This is a genomic window from Myxococcales bacterium, from assembly GCA_016717005.1.
Lineage (GTDB): Bacteria > Myxococcota_A > Polyangia > Haliangiales > Haliangiaceae > UBA2376.
In genome coordinates, this window is sequence record JADJUF010000001.1 from 1 (window position 1) to 16,785 (window position 16,785).

The 16,785-nt window shown below is 75.4% G+C and carries 13 protein-coding genes; 4 read left to right on the forward strand and 9 right to left on the reverse strand.

What is annotated here, in order from left to right; all coding sequences use genetic code 11:
• Positions 1-278: 278 nt before the first annotated feature.
• Together IPL61_00005 and IPL61_00010 are read right to left on the reverse strand one after the other, a co-directional pair.
• Positions 279-665: a hypothetical protein gene (locus IPL61_00005; protein ID MBK9029721.1), complete on the reverse strand. Its 387-nt coding sequence runs from the start codon at positions 663-665 to the stop codon at positions 279-281.
• Positions 666-937: 272 nt separating this feature from the next.
• The gene (locus IPL61_00010) at positions 938-3,079 is read right to left on the reverse strand and encodes a M36 family metallopeptidase (protein MBK9029722.1); all 2,142 of its coding nucleotides are present in this window, start codon (positions 3,077-3,079) and stop codon (positions 938-940) included.
• A gap of 267 nt (positions 3,080-3,346) precedes the next feature.
• Here IPL61_00010 and IPL61_00015 point away from each other — a divergent pair, with 267 nt between their 5' ends.
• Positions 3,347-3,532, forward strand: coding sequence for a hypothetical protein (locus tag IPL61_00015; protein ID MBK9029723.1), 186 nt, complete (start codon positions 3,347-3,349; stop codon positions 3,530-3,532).
• 24 nt (positions 3,533-3,556) lie between these two features.
• Here IPL61_00015 and IPL61_00020 read toward each other — a convergent pair whose 3' ends face one another.
• From IPL61_00020 to IPL61_00050, 7 genes are all read right to left on the reverse strand, one after another.
• Positions 3,557-4,261: a hypothetical protein gene (locus IPL61_00020; protein ID MBK9029724.1), complete on the reverse strand. Its 705-nt coding sequence runs from the start codon at positions 4,259-4,261 to the stop codon at positions 3,557-3,559.
• 18 nt (positions 4,262-4,279) lie between these two features.
• Positions 4,280-4,852, reverse strand: coding sequence for a hypothetical protein (locus IPL61_00025; protein MBK9029725.1), 573 nt, complete (start codon positions 4,850-4,852; stop codon positions 4,280-4,282).
• Positions 4,852-7,524, reverse strand: coding sequence for a [protein-PII] uridylyltransferase (glnD, locus tag IPL61_00030; protein ID MBK9029726.1), 2,673 nt, complete (start codon positions 7,522-7,524; stop codon positions 4,852-4,854). Before glnD ends, IPL61_00025 begins: the two co-directional genes overlap by 1 nt.
• Positions 7,521-9,014: a hypothetical protein gene (locus IPL61_00035; GenBank protein ID MBK9029727.1), complete on the reverse strand. Its 1,494-nt coding sequence runs from the start codon at positions 9,012-9,014 to the stop codon at positions 7,521-7,523. Before IPL61_00035 ends, glnD begins: the two co-directional genes overlap by 4 nt.
• 2 nt (positions 9,015-9,016) lie before the next feature.
• Positions 9,017-10,003 carry an NAD(P)-binding domain-containing protein gene (locus IPL61_00040; GenBank protein ID MBK9029728.1) on the reverse strand — a complete coding sequence of 329 codons (987 nt, stop codon included), beginning with the start codon at positions 10,001-10,003 and terminating at the stop codon, positions 9,017-9,019.
• Positions 10,000-11,613 carry a 1-acyl-sn-glycerol-3-phosphate acyltransferase gene (locus IPL61_00045; GenBank protein MBK9029729.1) on the reverse strand — a complete coding sequence of 538 codons (1,614 nt, stop codon included), beginning with the start codon at positions 11,611-11,613 and terminating at the stop codon, positions 10,000-10,002. The genes IPL61_00040 and IPL61_00045 overlap by 4 nt, the downstream gene beginning before the upstream one ends.
• 303 nt (positions 11,614-11,916) lie before the next feature.
• Entirely contained in the window at positions 11,917-12,297 is a 381-nt protein-coding gene (locus IPL61_00050) for a hypothetical protein (protein ID MBK9029730.1), read from the reverse strand.
• Between the two features lie 31 nt (positions 12,298-12,328).
• On the opposite strand from IPL61_00050, the gene IPL61_00055 reads away from it, so the two are divergent.
• From IPL61_00055 to IPL61_00065, 3 genes are all read left to right on the forward strand, one after another.
• Positions 12,329-15,343: an ATP-dependent DNA helicase RecQ gene (locus tag IPL61_00055; protein MBK9029731.1), complete on the forward strand. Its 3,015-nt coding sequence runs from the start codon at positions 12,329-12,331 to the stop codon at positions 15,341-15,343.
• 242 nt (positions 15,344-15,585) lie between these two features.
• Positions 15,586-16,071, forward strand: coding sequence for a hypothetical protein (locus IPL61_00060; protein MBK9029732.1), 486 nt, complete (start codon positions 15,586-15,588; stop codon positions 16,069-16,071).
• A 70-nt stretch (positions 16,072-16,141) separates the two neighbouring features.
• Positions 16,142-16,765 carry a hypothetical protein gene (locus IPL61_00065; protein MBK9029733.1) on the forward strand — a complete coding sequence of 208 codons (624 nt, stop codon included), beginning with the start codon at positions 16,142-16,144 and terminating at the stop codon, positions 16,763-16,765.
• Positions 16,766-16,785 lie beyond the last annotated feature (20 nt).

Below are 16,785 nucleotides of genomic sequence, written 5' to 3' on the forward strand. Positions count from 1 at the left end.
ATCCTCGACCAGCCCGGCCAGGCGGACATCGCCGCCGAGCGCCAGCCAGCCCGGGAGCGGCGCGCCGTGGAGCGCAGCGCCGTCGCCGCCCATCGCGAGCGTGTCGCCCAGCTCGCCGTGGCCCCAGTCTGTCAGCAGCCCGCCGCCAGCGGGCGCGGTGACACTCGCGGCAGCTGCCGGTGTCGCTCGCGAACTGGTAGTGCGGGTAGGCGCGCGCGCGCCCGGCCCCGACCGCGACGACCGCCGCGATCAGAGCACCAGCCGGATCACGGCCCGGATCACGGCGCGGCTCCGTCGCGGATCCACCGCCGCACCAGCTCGAGTTCGCCCTCGGCCAGCGGCGCCTCGGGCGGCATCCGCGCGCGCTCGGTGCCCGTGAGGATCAACACGAGCGGGCTTCGCAGGTCGTCGCCCGGGAACACGAACGGGCCGGCCGAGGTCGAGGTGCCAGCCAGGAGCGCCTGGTAGGCCCCGTCGGCGTCGTCGAGCACCACCCCCGCGCGCGCCGCGAGGTCGCTGTGACAGGTCGAGGTCGCGCAGCGCGGCGGAGATCGTCGAGGGTACAGGTACGCCCAGGTCCCAGGTCGGTCGCTCGCGTCGACGCAGGCCGCCAGGACGACGAGGAACGCGGGGCCGAGACCGGTGACACGCTGGGCGAAGTTCACGCTCGGGAATACAGTCGCGCCTGGGCCAGCGTCGGTCGCCGCAATCGTCTCGTCCATCGCGAGCCGTCAGGGTGGGCGGCGTGGGCGGCGGCGCGCTGTTCGTTCGGCGAACGGCCCGGCACTCGACAAGCCGGTGTGCCGGGCGTCGCCTCACAGCTCGGGACCGGCGAGCCGCCACCCGTGTAGACAGAACGCGCCGAGGGCGCCTGGTGCCCCAGACGCCCTCGGTTCACGGCGGCGGCCGCGCGTCGCGGTCCGCCTCGGTCGTGCCGCTAGCAGCCAGCCGGCACGGCGAACGACTGCACGATCGTCACCGAGCCGCTGGGGGCCACCCGGCCGTCGGCGCCGACGCCGATGCCGCTGGCGGCGAAGCCGCGCCAGATCAGGCACTCGCGGCCGGTCCCGGCGGCCGACTGCAGCATGCCGTCGCGCATGTCCTCGAACGCCGGGGTCGACGGGGTGAAGTTCAAGCCGTCGACGAAGTCGCCGTAGGCGTCGTCCACGGTCAGCCCCGCCGCCAGGTAGTTCTGCAGCACCCGCCACATCGCGCCGGCGTAGATCTCGCCGTCGTTGTGGACCTCACCGCCGTCGACGTTGGCGTAGGTCAGCGGGTAGCCCTCGTACGGGTAGCGGCGGATGCCGGCGGCGTCGCCCCAGGCGTACTCGCCGATGCGGTCGTCGCCGTCGATCAGGAACGCGTTGACGTCCGCGGCGCCCTCGCCGATCGCGCCGGCGAGCTTGCCGCTCATGCCGCCGACCATGCGCCAGGTCAGGCCGTGGCCGTACTCGTGGAAGACGATGTCGGAGTCGACGTCGCCGTCGATCTGCAGCGCCGCGACCGGGTTCTTCTTGAGGGTCGACGACGTGCCGATCCGGCCCTTGAGCGTGGTGCCGTCGGCCTGGCTGACCATGCCCGACGGGATCTTGATCTTGCGATCGGTGCCGCCCGGCGCGAACGCCGCGCTGCCATCGTTGTTGGCGAGGATCACGCCGACCGCGCCGGCCCGCTGCGCGTTGAGCACCTTGACGGTGAAGTTGCACGTGCCGCGATCGACGATGGCGATCTTGCCGGTGAGCGAGACGGTCGCGGTCTCGCAGGCGTCCGAGGTGACGCCGCTGCCATCGACGTACACCGCGAGCGCGCCGGTGACGCCGGTGGCGGTGAACGCGGCGCCGAACGACGATTGGTAGACGCCGTAGCTGCTCGTGCCGACCGCGAGCAGCCCCGACGGGCTGCGACCGGTCCACAGGTACATCTGCATGCGCGGCGCGCTGCCGTCGTTGGGCGTCGAGAAGTTCGCGTTGTCGGTGCCGCTGCCGTCCTGGGCCTCGGCGTTGACCGCGTCGTTGCCCAGGCCGCCCAGACCGAAGTTGTTCGCCTGGAAGTTCCCGGCGGCCTCGTTGAAGCCGTGGCGATAGAGCGTGTCGTGGGCGATGTTGTTCAGGTAGAACAGGTTCTGGACCGCCACCGCCTTGTTGCCGGTGGTGCTCGGCTGGGCGGCGAGGTTGACCGCGGTGAGGAATGCGCCGGTGGTGACCGCGGTGCCGCCGGTGTCGGGGGCGTTGTTGGCGTCGGCGTCGAGGTACGCGTGGGCGTTGTTGCCGGTGATGTTGACCGTGGTCTGGCTGCCGGCCAGCCAGCCCGACGGCGACTCGGCGTTGCCGGCGCCGGGGCCGGCGACGACGTTCTGCGGTCCCTTGAGCGGATCCTCGACGAACACGTTGTAGCTGTCGTTGGCGGTGCGGCGCTCGCTGTCGACGATCGCGCCGTCGGCGCCGATCAGCGTGTAGTCGAGCTGGTTGCCGGCCAGCGACCAGGTCTCGACGACGAAGCCGACGGCCAGGCTGCCGTCGGCGCGGACGTAGGCGACGCGCTCGACGGTCGGGTTGCGATAGAACTCACGTCCGCCGACGTACTCGGCGAGGTTGCCGCGCTGGCCGACCGCGGCCAGCGCCTGGCCCTGATAGCCGAGGTGCCGCAGCGCGGTCGCGAGCGCGCGACCGGCGTCGAGCTTGGTCGGCGCCACCGCGCCGCCCGCGGCCAGGTGCTCGATCGCCTGGAGCACCTCGCCGCGATCCGAGACCGCGACCTTCGCGTAGGCGCCGTGGACCCGCAGCCCGTCGACGACCTGCTCGAGCTTCACGTGGGTCGCGCCGCGACCGCCGACCTCGGCGACGACCTGCAGCCCGTCACCGTCGACCGCGAGGCGGTCCGCGAGGAACGACATGGCGACCTGCCGGGCCGCCAGCGTCGATGGGCCGGTCAGCGCGCCGTCCTTGCCGCGGAGCACCCGCGCGCCGGAGTCGGTGGTGGTCTCGACGGTGGTCTTGTCGGGCGACGCGCCGTCGGCGCAGGCCGACGCCAGCGTGAGTCCGATCAGGGTGAAGCGAAGGAGGTTCGATCGATTGCCCATGCAGGTGACCTCAGGCGTACGGAGATGCGGTGTCGAGAGTGCGACGTGCAGTTCTCGTTGGGACGCGCAGTCTGTCGCACCTGGCGCCTCTTTGGTCGCACAAAAGGTGAGGTGGCGGCAGGTGAACGTACATCGCGTGAGGTCCCTGACTATCTCTGCAAGCCGGCGAGATCCGGGCGGATGCCGCGACGGCCGAGGTGTCCGCCCGGGTCAGCGCGGCGATCGCCCGCATCTGCAACCGACCACGCCGGCGAGCGGGTCGTGGTCGTGAGCCACGGCCTGGCCCTGTTCCACGCCTTCAGCTACGTGTGCGGCCTGGGCGTGCCCAGCCGCGACGGGTCGGTGTTCGTGCTGGTCGACAACGCGTCGATCACCCACGTCGAGCACCGCGTCGGCGACCGCTGGCGCATCATCACGCTCAACGACACCGCCCACCTGCGCGGCCTCGAGTGATTCGCCGGCCGGCGGCGCGTCAGGTCACAGCACCGTGTCGAGCACGAGCTGGACGCCGGCGGACGGGATCGCCGCGTCGGCCTTGCCGGTGACGTCGCCGGGCTGCTTCGACATCGCGTCGGCGTCCTGGTCGTAGCGCACCGACACCACGACCGAGCCGGCGAAGCCGGTGCCGCCGATCATGGCCTGGGCCTCGGTCAGCTTGAAGGTCATCGGCCAGGTCCCCGACGCCACCAGCTTGTCGACGGCGATCGGCGCGCCGACGCCCTGCCCGGTCGCCGCGTCGCGGGTTCGGACGCTGATGAAGATCGCGCCGCCGGGGGCGATCTTGCCGCGCAGGTCGGCCGGCGCGTCGATCGTGCCGGCCAGGTACTTGTTGGGATCGAGCGGGCGCGACGGATCGGGCGCGGGCAGCCCCATCTGGGCGACGTCGACGCCGCCGCCGCCACCGCCGCCGGGGTCACCCAGGGGCGGCGCGCCCGGCACGCCGGCGTGAGGATCGCCCATGCCGCCGCCACCCAGCGGCGGCGCCCCCGGCACGCCCGCGTGGGGATCGGTGCCGCCGGCGGCCATGCCGCCGCCGATCGCACCGCCACCGCCGAGCGGCCCGGCGGCGCCGCCGGTCGGCGCTTGCCAGTCGGTCGCGGGCGGCAGCCCGTCGTTCGACTTCTTGTTGCCGCAGCCAACGGCCAGCGCCAGGGTGAGGGACAGGAGCGTGACGCGCTTCATCGGGGGCAATCTAGCAGATCAACCCCCGCCGGCGATCGCGGCGGTCACGACCGCCGCCGCGACCGCGACCACGACCAGGCCATCGAGGACCACGCCGTAGCCCTGCAGGCGGGCCGACCACGGCGCGCGCCGATCGAGCTCCTCGGTCGGCAGCCGGGCGGCGGCGACCGCGCGGCGCAGCTCCTCGAACCGATCCCAGTCGCGCCGGAACAGGAACCACGCCGAGCCCCGGCGCGGCACGAAGGCGATCGCGTCGCGGTAGGTCCGCACCACGGTGATCCGGCGGGCGTCGAGGTGGACGGTCAGCCCGCCCCAGCCCCAGCGCACGCCGTCGCGCGCGATGCCGATCTTGGCGCGACGCACCGCCACCGCCAGCCCGCACAGCGCGACCGCGGTGAGCAGCACGGTCAGCCGCGCCGAGCCGTGATCGGCCGGCGGGTGGCGGCGGGTCAGCGCGGCGGCCAGGGCCGAGGCCGCGATCGTCGCGAGCAGGCCGCGGTGCGCGAGCCGCCGCGGCGCCGCCCGGGCGCGGAACCAGCCGACCAGGGCGCCGGGCAGGTCGAGCCCGGGCGGCGTGTCGATCGCCGCCATCAGGGCGCCTCGACCCGATCGATCGCCGCGGCCAGCGCCGCCTCGACCGCGGCCAGGCCGTCGGCGTCGGTGATCTTGCTGCCGCCCGCGCTCACGTAGAACACGTCGGACACCTTCTCACCCTCGGTCGCGATCTTCGAGACCGAGATGTCGAGCCCGGCGTCGGCCAGCGCCGCGGTGATCGCGTGCAGGAGCCCGGGCCGGTCCCGGGTGAACACCTCGACGATCGTCGCGTCGGCCGACTCGTCGAGATCGAACCGGACCTCGGTCGCGACCACGGGCGTCAGCCGCGGCGGCAGCCCCGAGCGCGGGCGCCGACGCGCGAGCAGCGCCGCGACCGCGGCCGACGCCGGCGGGCCGTCGGCGCACAGCTGCGCGAGGTCGTCCTCGAGCCGACGCCAGCGCGGATCGTCGGCGGCGAGCGCGGCCCCGGCCGCGGCGCGGACGAAGAACAGATCGAGCGCGAGCGCCCCGGCCGGCGTCACCGCGCGGCCGACCACGGCGCCGAGCACGTCGACGCGGTGGGCCGCCAGCACGCCGGTGATCGCCGCGAGCACGCCGTGGACGTCGGGCGCGACCACCGCCACCTCGCTGATCCCCGCGGCCGGCAGCGCGGTGACCGCGAGCCCGACCGCGGCGCCGTGGGCTTGCACGTGCGCCGCCAGCCGGACGTGCCGGGCCGCCTGCTCCGGGCTGAGCTGCGCCGCGAACCGCCGGTCGAGCCCGGCCGCGATCGACGCCGCGATGCCGGGATCCATGTCGCCGGTCGCGCCCGCCCCCGCGGTCGAGCTCGCCAGATCGCCCGCGTCGAACCGTTCGCTGGCGCGCACGTAGAGCTCGCGCAAGAGCTCGGCCTTCCACGCGGTCAGGCTGTCGGGCGCGGTCATCGCGGTGTCGCACAGGGTCAGCACGTACAGCGCCGCCAGGCGCTCGCCGTCGCCGACGCGCTCGCAGAAGCGCGCGATCACGTCGGGGTCGCTGAGGTCACGGCGCTGCGACACGTGCGCCATCGTCAGGTGCTGCCGGACCAGGAACTCGACCTCGGCCACGTCGTCGGCTGGCAGCCCCAGCCGGGTCGCGACCGCGCCGGCGAGGACCGCGCCCTTCTCGGCGTGGCCCTTGCCGAGCGGCTTGCCGACGTCGTGCAGCAAGGTCCCGAGATAGAGCGGCGCCGCGCGCCGCACCTGGGCGTAGGCCGCGGTCGCCGTCGGGTGGACGTCGGCCAGCTCGCCGCGCGCGAGCTGCTTGAGCATGGCCACCGCGTACAGCTGGTGCTGGTCGACGGTGTAGACGTGGTAGAGGTCGTGCTGGACGCGACCGGTGCACGGCGCCCACTCGGGCAGGAGCGCGTCGACGACGCCGTGGCGGTGCAGCTCCTCGAGCGCCGACGGCTGGCCGCGGTCGCGCGGATCGCACAGCGCCTCGACGAACCAGGCCGCCGCGGCCGGATCGGCGCGCAGCCGCGGCCCGCACCCCGGCACCGCCTCGGCGACCGCGTCGGCGGTCGCGGCCGCGACCGCCTGGCCCCGCGCCACCGCGAGCCGCCACAGCCGGATCATCTCGGCGGGGCGCGTCGCCAGCACCGCCGGATCGATCAGCGCCAGGCTGCCGTCGACGACCGCGACGACGTCGTCGATCGGCCGCACCTGCGGCGCCCGCCGCGGCGGCACCCGGGCCCGCTCGAGCAGGCGCAGCGCCACGTCGCCGATGGCCCGGCCGTGCAGGAAGAAGCCGCGCATCAGCGCCTCGACCGCCGGGGCCACGGCCGCGCGCGAGTCGGGCGTCGGCACCAGATCGCGGTAGAGCTGGGGCGCGATCGCCTCCTGCAGCTCGAACGTGAGCTGGTCGTTGGCGCGCCCGACCCGGAGCTGCACGAGCGCGCGCAGGCCCAGCAGGAAGTCGCGGGCCGCGGTCAGGAGGCCGACCTCGCGCGGCCGCAGGTGCCCGAGCTCGCCGAGGCGCGCCAGCGTCGCGTCGGCCGCCGGCCACGGCGCGGCGCCGATCAGCCAGCGCGCCCGCGCGGCCCAGCACGCGGTCGCCAGATCGCGCAGCCCGCCGATGCCCTGCTTGAGGTTGGGCTCGAGCCGGTAGAGCGAGTCACCGAAACGCGCGTGGCGCCGGGCCTGGTCGGCCGCGAGCGCGGTGATCAGTCGATCGGCGTCGCCGGCCGGCGCGATGGCCGCCCGGGCCGCCGTGATGAGCGCGTCGGCCAGGCGCGGATCGCCGACCAGCGGGCGCAGATCGACCAGCGCGGTCGCGGTCGCGAGATCGTCCTTGGCCAGGCGCGCGCACGCCCGCGGCTCGCGGACGGCGTGGCCGACGGCGACCCGCGCGTCCCACAGCGGGTACAGCAGGCGGTCCGCGACCAGGCGCGCCGCGCGTTCGGCGCCGCCGTGGACCAGGATGAAGTCGACGTCGGAGTACGGCGCCAGCTCGCGCCGGGCCCAGGCGCCGGTCGCGACCAGCGCCAGCGGCGCGTCGACGCCCTCGGTCGCGACCCGCCACCGGGCCGCGATGGCGCGATCGTAGACGTCGGCCAGGCCCGCCGCCACCGCGCTGCCCGGCGCGCCGCCGAGGATCGCCGGGCCCATCTGCGCGCGCACCCGCGCCAGCTCGGCGCGCAGCGCGGCCCCGGCCTCGGCGCGGGCGCCGTCGACGACGCCCGCGGTCACGGCTGGGTCCGGTACTGCAGCACCAGCGCCCCCTGCGCGACCCCGTCGGGCGGGACCTCGACGGTGCGGCGCCAGCGATCGGCCCGGCGCTCGCCGCCGGGCTCGGGCCGCTCGTAACGCACGACCGCGTCGGGGAACCGCAGCTCCTCCTCGATCGTCACCGTCGCCGGCGCCGCGCCGTGGTTGGTCACCGAGTACAGGATCTCGTCGACGATGTGGCGGCCGTCGCGCACCAGCTCGCGCTTGTGGCGGTAGCCGATGAGCGTCGCCGACGTCGCCAGGGGCACGCGCACCGCCGCCGGCGGATCGAGCGCCGGCGGCCCCAGCCGCGCCCGCACGCGCCGGCTGCGATCGTCGTCGAGCACGACCTCGAGCGGGCCCGCGAGATCGCTCGGCGCCGGCGCCAGGGCCAGCTCCTGCCACACCAGGCCGTGCGACGCCGCGTGCCAGTACTCGCTGGTCGGCGCCTCGTCGCCGCCGAGCGCGCCGCGGTAGACCAGCTCGAGCCGGGCGTCACGGTCGACCGCGGGCCCGGTGATCAGCACCGGGCCGCCGCCGATCGACACCTCGCCGCGCCAGGCCTCGGCCGGCGGGAACGGTCCGTCGGGCAGCCCGGCCACGAGGCGCACGAACGCTGGTCGCGCGGCCGGCAGGGCCGGCGCGGTGATGGTGAAGCGCGTGACCACCGGCAACGACGCGATCGCGCCGGCGCCGGTCGGCAGGTCGACCTGGTAGGCCGCCGACCACCCGAACCCGGGGCTGCCGTAGGCGACGCGGACGAGCTGGCGCCCCGGTCGTGAGCTGTGGACCCGACAGCGCAGCCGCGGGCCCGGGGCGTCGACCCGGACGCTGGCCACGGCCGCGATCGGCAGCTCGCGCATCCGACCCTCGGCGACCGCCAGCACCAGCGCGCGCGGGCGCACCGCGACCAGCGGGCCGAGCACGCGATCGCCGCCAGCGGCGCGGCCCACGACCGCGGTGCCCGGCGCCGGCGGCGGGTCGGTCAGGTCGGGGCCGTCCTCGCCGTCGGTGCCGTCGGCCAGCGGCCGCACGTCCTCGGCCGCCACCACGCCGAGCGCGTCGTCGCGCACCAGGATCTCGTCGGGGCCCAGGCCGATCAGCGCGCCGGTCACGACCGCGCCGTCGGCCAGGGTCACCGCCACCGCCTGCCCGAGCGCGGCGCCCAGCCCGCCGAGCCCGAGATCGACGCGGCCGGGCTGGCACTCGGCGGTGGCGAGGCTGCCCGGCGCCGCGACCGCGGAGAGCACGAGCGTGTCGAGCGCGACGTCGCCGGCGATCGCGTCGAGCTCGACCCAGCCGTCCCGAGGCACCTCGAGCCAGCGGCGATCGTCGACGAACGCGCGGCCGGGGCCGCCGGCGCGATCGGCGTGGATCGTGATCGCCAGCCCCGCCGTCGGCGTCGGCGTCGAGCTGGATCGCGGGTGCGCGCAGGCCGCGACCGCGCCGGCGGCCAGCGCCAAGCGCCGCACGATCACTCCTCGTCCGCCACGGTGTCGGCCGCGAGGCGCGCGGCGTCGGCGACGCTGACCCGGCCCGCCAGCACCGCGGCCAGCCCGCGCAAGAGCGGCATGCGCACCCGCGCGCGCTCGGCCAGGCGCAGCGCGGTCACCGCGGCGCGCGCGCCCTCGGTGGTGCGCGACGGCAGCGGCACGCCGCGCGCCAGCGCGCGCCCGAGCGCGTAGTCGGGATCGTCCTCGGCGCCGGCCCGGACCAGCAGGTTGCCGAGCCCGGCGAGCCCGGTGAAGGTCCGCGCGGCGCCGCCCATCGCCTCGATCAGCCGCGCCGCCTCGGCGCAGGCCCGCGTGATCAAGACCGCGCGCGGGCCGACGCCGACCCCGGCGCCGTCGGCCAGGCCCAGCGCGGCGGTGTACGCGCCGGCCAGGGCCGAGGCCAGCTCGACGCCGACGACGTCGTGCGAGCCGTACAGGCGCAGCGCCGGCGGCAGGTTGAGCAGGCGCCGGGCCTCGGTGACGACCTCGTCGAACGCCGACGCCACGACCATCGACGCGAACTGCCCGCCGGCGAGATCACGCGGCAGGGCCGGGCCGGCCAGCACGCCCGCGCGCAGGACCGGCGTGGTCCGCTCGATCAGCTCGCTGACCCGGACGTCGTCGGGCGCGGCCAGCGCGCCGATCGCGTGGACGATCAGGTGGCTGCCGTCGACGACGCCGCCCAGCTCGGCCAGGCGCGCGCCGACGTCGGTCGAGGTCACCGCCACCACCAGGAACCGCGCCGCGGCCGCGAGCGCCCGGGCGTCGTCGACGACGCGCACGCTCGCCGGCACCTCGACGTCGGGCAGGCGCGGGCACCGGCGCGTCGTCGCGATCGCGGCCGCGACCGCGGGCGTCCGGGTGTAGAGCACGACCGCGCGCCCGGCCCGGGCCAGCGCGACCGCCAGCGCGGTGCCGAAGGTGCCGGCGCCGACGATGCCGACGGTGTCGCCCCGCGCCGCGGTCACGACCGCACCTCGACCGGCAGGTGCGCCAGGCGGTTCTGGTAGTAGTAGAGCAGCTTGACGTCGCCGATCCGCAGGTGATCGCCGCGGCGCTCGAGCACCGGGTGGGCGTGGTAGCTGCCGAGCGCGCGCACGGCGTCGTCGAGCACGGCGCTGTCACCGGCGCTGGCGACGCGGTGGTGCACGCGCCCAGCCTCGGGGCGCGCCGCCAGGGCCGCGCGCAGCTCGCCGAGGCCGCGCACGACCTCGGCCACCGGCACCTCGCGCCCGGGCGGCAGCCGGGTCAGGCGGTAGATGTCACGGGTGCCGGCGCTGACGCACAGCCGATCGAAGACCGCGCGCGCCACCACCGTGGTCGCGTGGAACACCGACTCGCGCGGGAACGCGGCCACCAGCCGGCGGCCCAGGAGCCGGGTGTACTCGGCGTCGCGCTGGTCGTCGCCGCGGTAGCCGCCGTCGGCGCCGACGAAGTAGCTGCGCAGATCGACCGGCCGGCCGCTGCGATCGAGCGAGCCGCCGTCGTCGTCGACGTCGTGGCCCAGCGGATCGAGCGGCCGGCCGAAGCGGATCACCACCGCGCCCTCGTGGACCAGCATCTTGCGCACGAACTCGATGATCCGGCCGATGCGCGAGAACTCGTCGTCGGTGATGATGTACCGGCTCTTGCCGGTCTCGGCCAGGTAGTCCTGGATCAGCGTCTCGGCCTCGAGCACCAGCCGGTAGTTGATCGTCGTCGGCACCACGTAGATGCGCTTGTGGGCGCCGCCGGCGGCGGCCAGGTTGCCGTAGGCCGTGACCGCGGTGCCGAGCAGGCCGAGCTTGAGGCTGGGCTCGATCACGTTCGAGCGGCAGCGGGTGCCGCCGGGGAAGAACAGCGAGTGGTAGCCGCTCTCGAGGAGGACCGTCGAGTACTCCTTGAGGATCTCCTTGTACAGCTCGAACCGCAGCCGCCGATCGACGCGGTAGGCGCCGAGGTTGTGCATGAAGAACGAGATGAACGGGTTGGTGAACAGGTTCTTGCCGGCGCCGTAGGTCACCGGCGGCAGGCCCGCGCGCATCAGCGCGAGCCCGATCACCACCGAGTCCATGTTCGACGAGTGGGTCGGGGTCACGACCAGCGTGCCGCGCTCGGCCATCGCCCGCAGCAGCTCGAGCGGGCCCTCGACCTGGATCCGGCTGTCGAGCTCCGCCAGCAGCCCGCCGACGCCGCCGCGCAGGCTCTGCAGCGGCGAGAACAGGAACCCCAGCCCCGGCGTCAGCACCCTGGTCGCGAACCGGTACACCCGCGGGTCGAAGTTGCCGACGATGTCCTGGCCGTAGTGCGCGACCAGCGTGCGCAGCTCCGCCGCCAGGCCGGCGGTCGGCATGTTGCCCAGCCGCCCGGCGAGATCGCGCCAGCGGCTGGCGTCCTTGCCGCTGCCCTCGAGCCGGCGGATCTCGCTGACGCACACGTCGTTGACCACGTACTCGAGCGAGCCGTCGCCGCCCCGGCCGGCGCGCGCGGTGACGCGCTCGACGACGCGGCGCTCGACCTCGCGCAGCACGCGACCGCGATCGGCGTTGAACCCGTCGAGACGACTGCGGGCCTCGAGCACCGGCCGTTCGCTCGCCATGCCCGTTCATACCATCGCGGCCCTGGCGCCGGCCGGATCCGGGCTGGCGCAATTTCCGGCCAGGGCCCTCGCCTCCCGCGACGACCATGATAAGGTCGCCCCACGCGCCGCGCTCGTGCTGGGTACGAGCGAGGCGACGGATCGACTGCCGGAGCTGCGGCGGAGATCCCGACCACTCGACGGACCATGGACCTGCCATGGCGGGAGTGGGGCGCGGCTCGGCCGGACTGCTGGCCTGGGCCGACCCAAGTGAGGCCAGTCATCGATGGCAACGAGCAAGCGGACGAAGGCCGGTGCAGCCGGTCAAACGACGGCGACCAAGGCGACGCCAACCAAGGCGGCCAAGGCGCCCACGCGCGCGCGCGCACGAGCTGCGGCGCCAGAGCCGGAACCGCCGCCCGCGCCGCCTGAGCCCGCGCCGCCTGAGCCCGCGCCGCCGGCGAAACGCCGCGGGAAGGCAGGTGCGGCGGCCCCCGCCCCGACCCCACCTGTCGCCGCATCGCCCGTCGCCGCGTCGCCCGTCGCCGCATCGCCCGTCGCCGCATCGCCCGTCGCCGCGTCGCCCGTCGCCGCGTCCCCCGTCGCCGCATCGCCCGTCGCGTCCCCCGTCGCCGCATCGCCCGTCGCCGCGTCATCCAGTAACCTGCCCGCTGCAGCCGCCCCTCCGGGCGCCGCGCTGCCCACGGTCGATGGCCTGCTGGAGCTCGGTCGCAAGGTGCTCGGCATCAGCGACTACCGCCCGGGCCAGCGCGAGGCCCTCGGTCACATCCTCGCTGGCAAGGACGTGATCGCCGTGATGCCGACCGGCTCCGGCAAGTCGCTCCTGTACCAGCTGCCGTCGCTGATCCTGCCGGGCCTGACCGTCGTCGTGTCGCCGCTGATCGCGCTGATCAAGGATCAGGTCGACAAGATGGTGGCCAAGGGCGTGGCGGTCGTGCGCATCGACTCGACGCTCACCACCCGCCAGCGCCGCGAGATGAACGAGCTGGCGCGCGCGCCCGGCGGCAAGCTGCTCTTGACGACGCCCGAGCGCATGGCCGATCCCGAGTTCCGCACGTTCCTGCGCGAGTGCGCCGGCGCGATCGGCGTGTCGAGGTTCGTCGTCGACGAGGCCCACTGCGTCTCGCAGTGGGGGCACGACTTCCGGCCCGCGTACCTGTCGCTGCGCAAGGCGCTCGAGGACGTCGGCCGCCCGCCGGTGCTGGCGACGACCGCCACCGCCCCGCCCCACGTCCGGCTCGACATCATCGAGCAGCTCGGCATCGACACCGCCGAGATCGTCACGACCACGTTCGATCGCCCCAACCTCCACTACGAGGTGATCACGTTCCCGGGCGAGGACGACAAGGTCAAGACCCTGGTGACGCTGCTCAAGAAGCTGCCGCGCCCGGGCATCGTCTACTGCGCGACGGTGAAGAAGGTCGAGGAGCTCCACGCGTCGCTGGCCCGCCACGGCATCCCGGTCGCGAAGTACCACGGCCGCATGACCAAGACCGAGCGCGACTCCGAGCAGGAGCGCTTCATGGCCGCGAAGGATCTGGTCATGCTGGCGACCAACGCCTTCGGCCTCGGCGTCGACAAGAAGGACATCCGCAACGTCCTCCACTACCACGTGCCCGGCTCGCTCGAGGCCTACGCCCAGGAGGCCGGCCGCGGCGGTCGCGACGGCAAGCCGACGCGCTGCGTGCTGCTGTTCTCGCCCGACGACGTCGCGATCCAGGAGTACTTCCTGTCGGGGACCTACCCGACCCGACGCCAGGTGAAGTCGGTCTACGACTCGCTGCGCGCCTACGACGCGCGGCCGAGCGACGACTCCCCCGCCAACGTCGCCAACATCGCGCTCGGGGCCTCGGTCGGCGCGCAGCGCACGCGCACGGTGCTGTCGCTGCTCAAGGACGAGGGCTTCATCGTCGAGCGCGACGAGGGCGTCTACGGCCTCGCCAACCCGCCGCTGCCCGACGAGCTCCTGATGGAGAAGGCGCGCCAGTACGAGGGCCGCCGCATCGCCGATCGCCGCCGCCTCGACGCGCTGCTCCTGTACGTCAAGGTCCCGGGCTGTCGCAACCAGGCGATCCTCGACTACCTCGGCGAGGCCGAGGCGCCGGCCTGCGGCCGCTGTGACAACTGCCTGCGCTCGCGCGACGCCGCGCTGGCCGCGGCCACCGAGGCCAGCCTGCTCGGCGCGCGGGTCACCCGGCTCCTCGACGAGGAGTGGACCGCCGCCGACAAGCCCAAGAAGATCGTCAAGCACCGGGTGGTGCGCATCGACCAGCCACCGGCCGACGCGCCGGCGGTGGCCGCCGCACCCGCGCCCGCCCCGCTGCCGGCCCCGGCGGTCCGCCGACGCAGCGCCGAGCCAGTCGCCGCCGCCCCGGCCGCGCCCCTGCCCCCAGCCCCGGCCCCGGCGGTCCGGCGCCGCCCCGAGGCACCCGCGCTCGCGGCCCCCGCGACCGCGGCCCCGGCCACGCCGGTGACTCGACGCGCCGCGGCCGCCCCAGCCGCCGCCGCCGCCCCAGCCGGGCCGGTGACCCGACGCGCCGCGGCCGCGGCCGCCTCGGCGCCGACCGCGACGCCCACGCCGGCCCCCGCCCGTCCCGCGAAGGCCGCGCCCGGCAAGGACGGCGAACCCGAGGACGACGACGACCTCGAGGACGACGACGACCTCGAGGACGACGACGACCTCGAGGGCGACGACCTCGATGACGACGATGAGGACGACGACGATGAGGACGACGACCTCGACGACGACGACGACGACCTCGATGATGACGAGGACGATGACGACCTCGAGGACGACGACGATGACGATGATGATGAGGACGACGATGACGAGGACGACGATGACGAGGACGACGACGACTACGAGGTGATCGACCGCACCGCCGCCGAGCTGGCCGAGGAAGGGCACGACGCCGGCGGCGAGATCACGGTGCTGGCGCGCAAGCGCGTGCCCAAGCCGCCCCGGGTCCGCGCGACCCGGCCCGACGGCACCCCCGCGCCGGCGGAGGAGCTCGATCGGTCGGCCGCCGCCGAGGCCCGGCGGCGCCGGCGCCGGCGCCGGCGCAAGCGGCGCGGCATGCTGCCCCGGCGCGGGGATTACACGACGCCGGTGCTGACCACCGCGTCGCCGACGCCGACCGACGGCGGTCCCCAGGTGACCGTGCTGCGGCGCGGCAGCTCCTCCGGCGCGGCCGGCGGACCGGTGATCGAGTACGTCCGCGGCCCGATGCGCATCAACATGGCGCCGGTGGCCTCGGCCGCGCCCGGCGACACGCCTGGCGACAGCGCCAGTCGCCGACGTCGCGATCGGTTCGGTGACGGTCGCCCCGGCGGCGGTCGGATGAGCGCCGCCGAGCGCCGCGCCGAGCGTCGCGCCGAGCGCATGGAGAAGCGCAAGCGGCGACGTCGGCGGCGCAAGGGCAATGCCCAGCTCGGCCCCGGCGCCGATGGACCGGTGTCGTTCTTCTCGCCGATCGGCGGCCAGCGCGAGCTGCCGCCGCCCAGCGCCGGCGCGCCGCGACAAGCCGAGGCCCCGGTGGTGCTCGGCCCCGACGGTCAGCCGCTGCCGCGCAAGCGCCGACGGCGGCGCCGACGCGGGCGCGGAGGCCGCGGGCGCCCCGAGCTGCGGGCCGACGGCGAGGCCGGCGGCGAGGCCGGCGACGCGAGCGCGGCCGACGGCGGCCCGCCCCTGGCGCTCCCCGCCGGCGGCTCCGACGACTCGTCGACCTGAACCGGAAACCTGAGCCGGCCCCGGACCGGAACTGTACCCGGAACCGGAACCGGAGCCGGAGCCGGAGCCGGCCGGAGCCGGAGCCGGAGCGGAGCCGGAGCCGGCGGAGCCGGAGCCGGAGCCGGAGCCGGAGCCGGAGCCGGGACCGGAGCCGGAACCTGGCACCGGGACCGGAACGTGGAGCCGGGACCGGAGCCGGGAGCCGCTGGTCCCCGCCCGCCCAGCGCGGTACGGTCCCTCCCATGCTCTCGGAGCTCGGCACCATGCGCGTGCGCTCGCGGTCGGCGACCCGGCTCGTGCTGTCGATGGGCCGGCTCACCACCACGCTCGGCTGGATCGGCCTGGCGTCGAGCCTGATCGCCGCGTTCGCGCTTGCGCCGATCTCGCGCTGGCTGGCCGGCGCCGCCTGCGTCGTGGCTGCGGCGGCGTGGCTGGTGGCCAGCGCCCGCCATCGGCTCGAGTTCGATCGCGACGACGGCGTGCTCCGGATCGATCGCCGCATCGGCGGGCTCGGCACCCACGCGGTGATCCCGCTGTTCCACCTGCGCGCGGTCGTGGTGCGCAGCCGCGGCGAGGGCCGCGGGTTCGTGGCCGTGCTCGAGCGCCGCGCTGGCGGCACGATCGTCATCGACACCAGCGACCGCGCGGCGCCGCTGTACCGGCTGGTGCGCTCGATCGCCGACGTGACCGACCTGCGCCTGGTCTACGACGCCACCTGGGCGTCCTGACGCCGCCCGTCCCGATCTCGACCGCGCCGCGCCGTTCCGGTGGCGCCTGGGCCGGTGTAGCCTGCCGCCGATGCGCACCGCCTTGGTCCTGGTCGTGGCACTCGCCGGATGTGGCTCCAAGAAGCCCGCGCCGCCCCCTGAGGAGGACGAGGGTCCTCGCGGCACCCTGGTCGGCATCGATCCCGATCGATGGAGCTGCGAGGTCGTCGCGACGATCGCCGCGGTGGGAGAGGTCCTGGCCGGCCCGGTGCGGCAGGTCGAGGGCTCGATGGCGCCGCCGCGCGGCGTGCCGAGGCCGTGCAACTACATCCTCGAGAGCACGCCGACGCCCGAGGCCTGGACCTGGGATCTCGACTGCCGCAAGGGCGCGCTGCGCACCGCCGAGACGCTGTGGCAGCAGTACACGGCCCAGAACGAGGCCCTGGTGGCGGCCGTGTCCGACGCGGCCGAGGCCGAGCGCAAGGACGACGCCGGCGTGATCCACGCCCCGCCGACGCCGGCGCAGGAGGTCGCGGTCGGCGCCAAGGGGCTCGACCACAACGGCCAGGCGGTGCTGTTCGTCGACGACGACACCCCGTGCTACGGCCGCATCGTCGGGCCCGATCCGGCGCGGCGCCTGGCCCTGGCGCAGCTGATCGCCGGCAACCTCCGTCCCTCCACCGCGCCGATGGAACCGCGCGCGGCCGGGAAGTAGTCCCCCCTCACCTCAGGTTC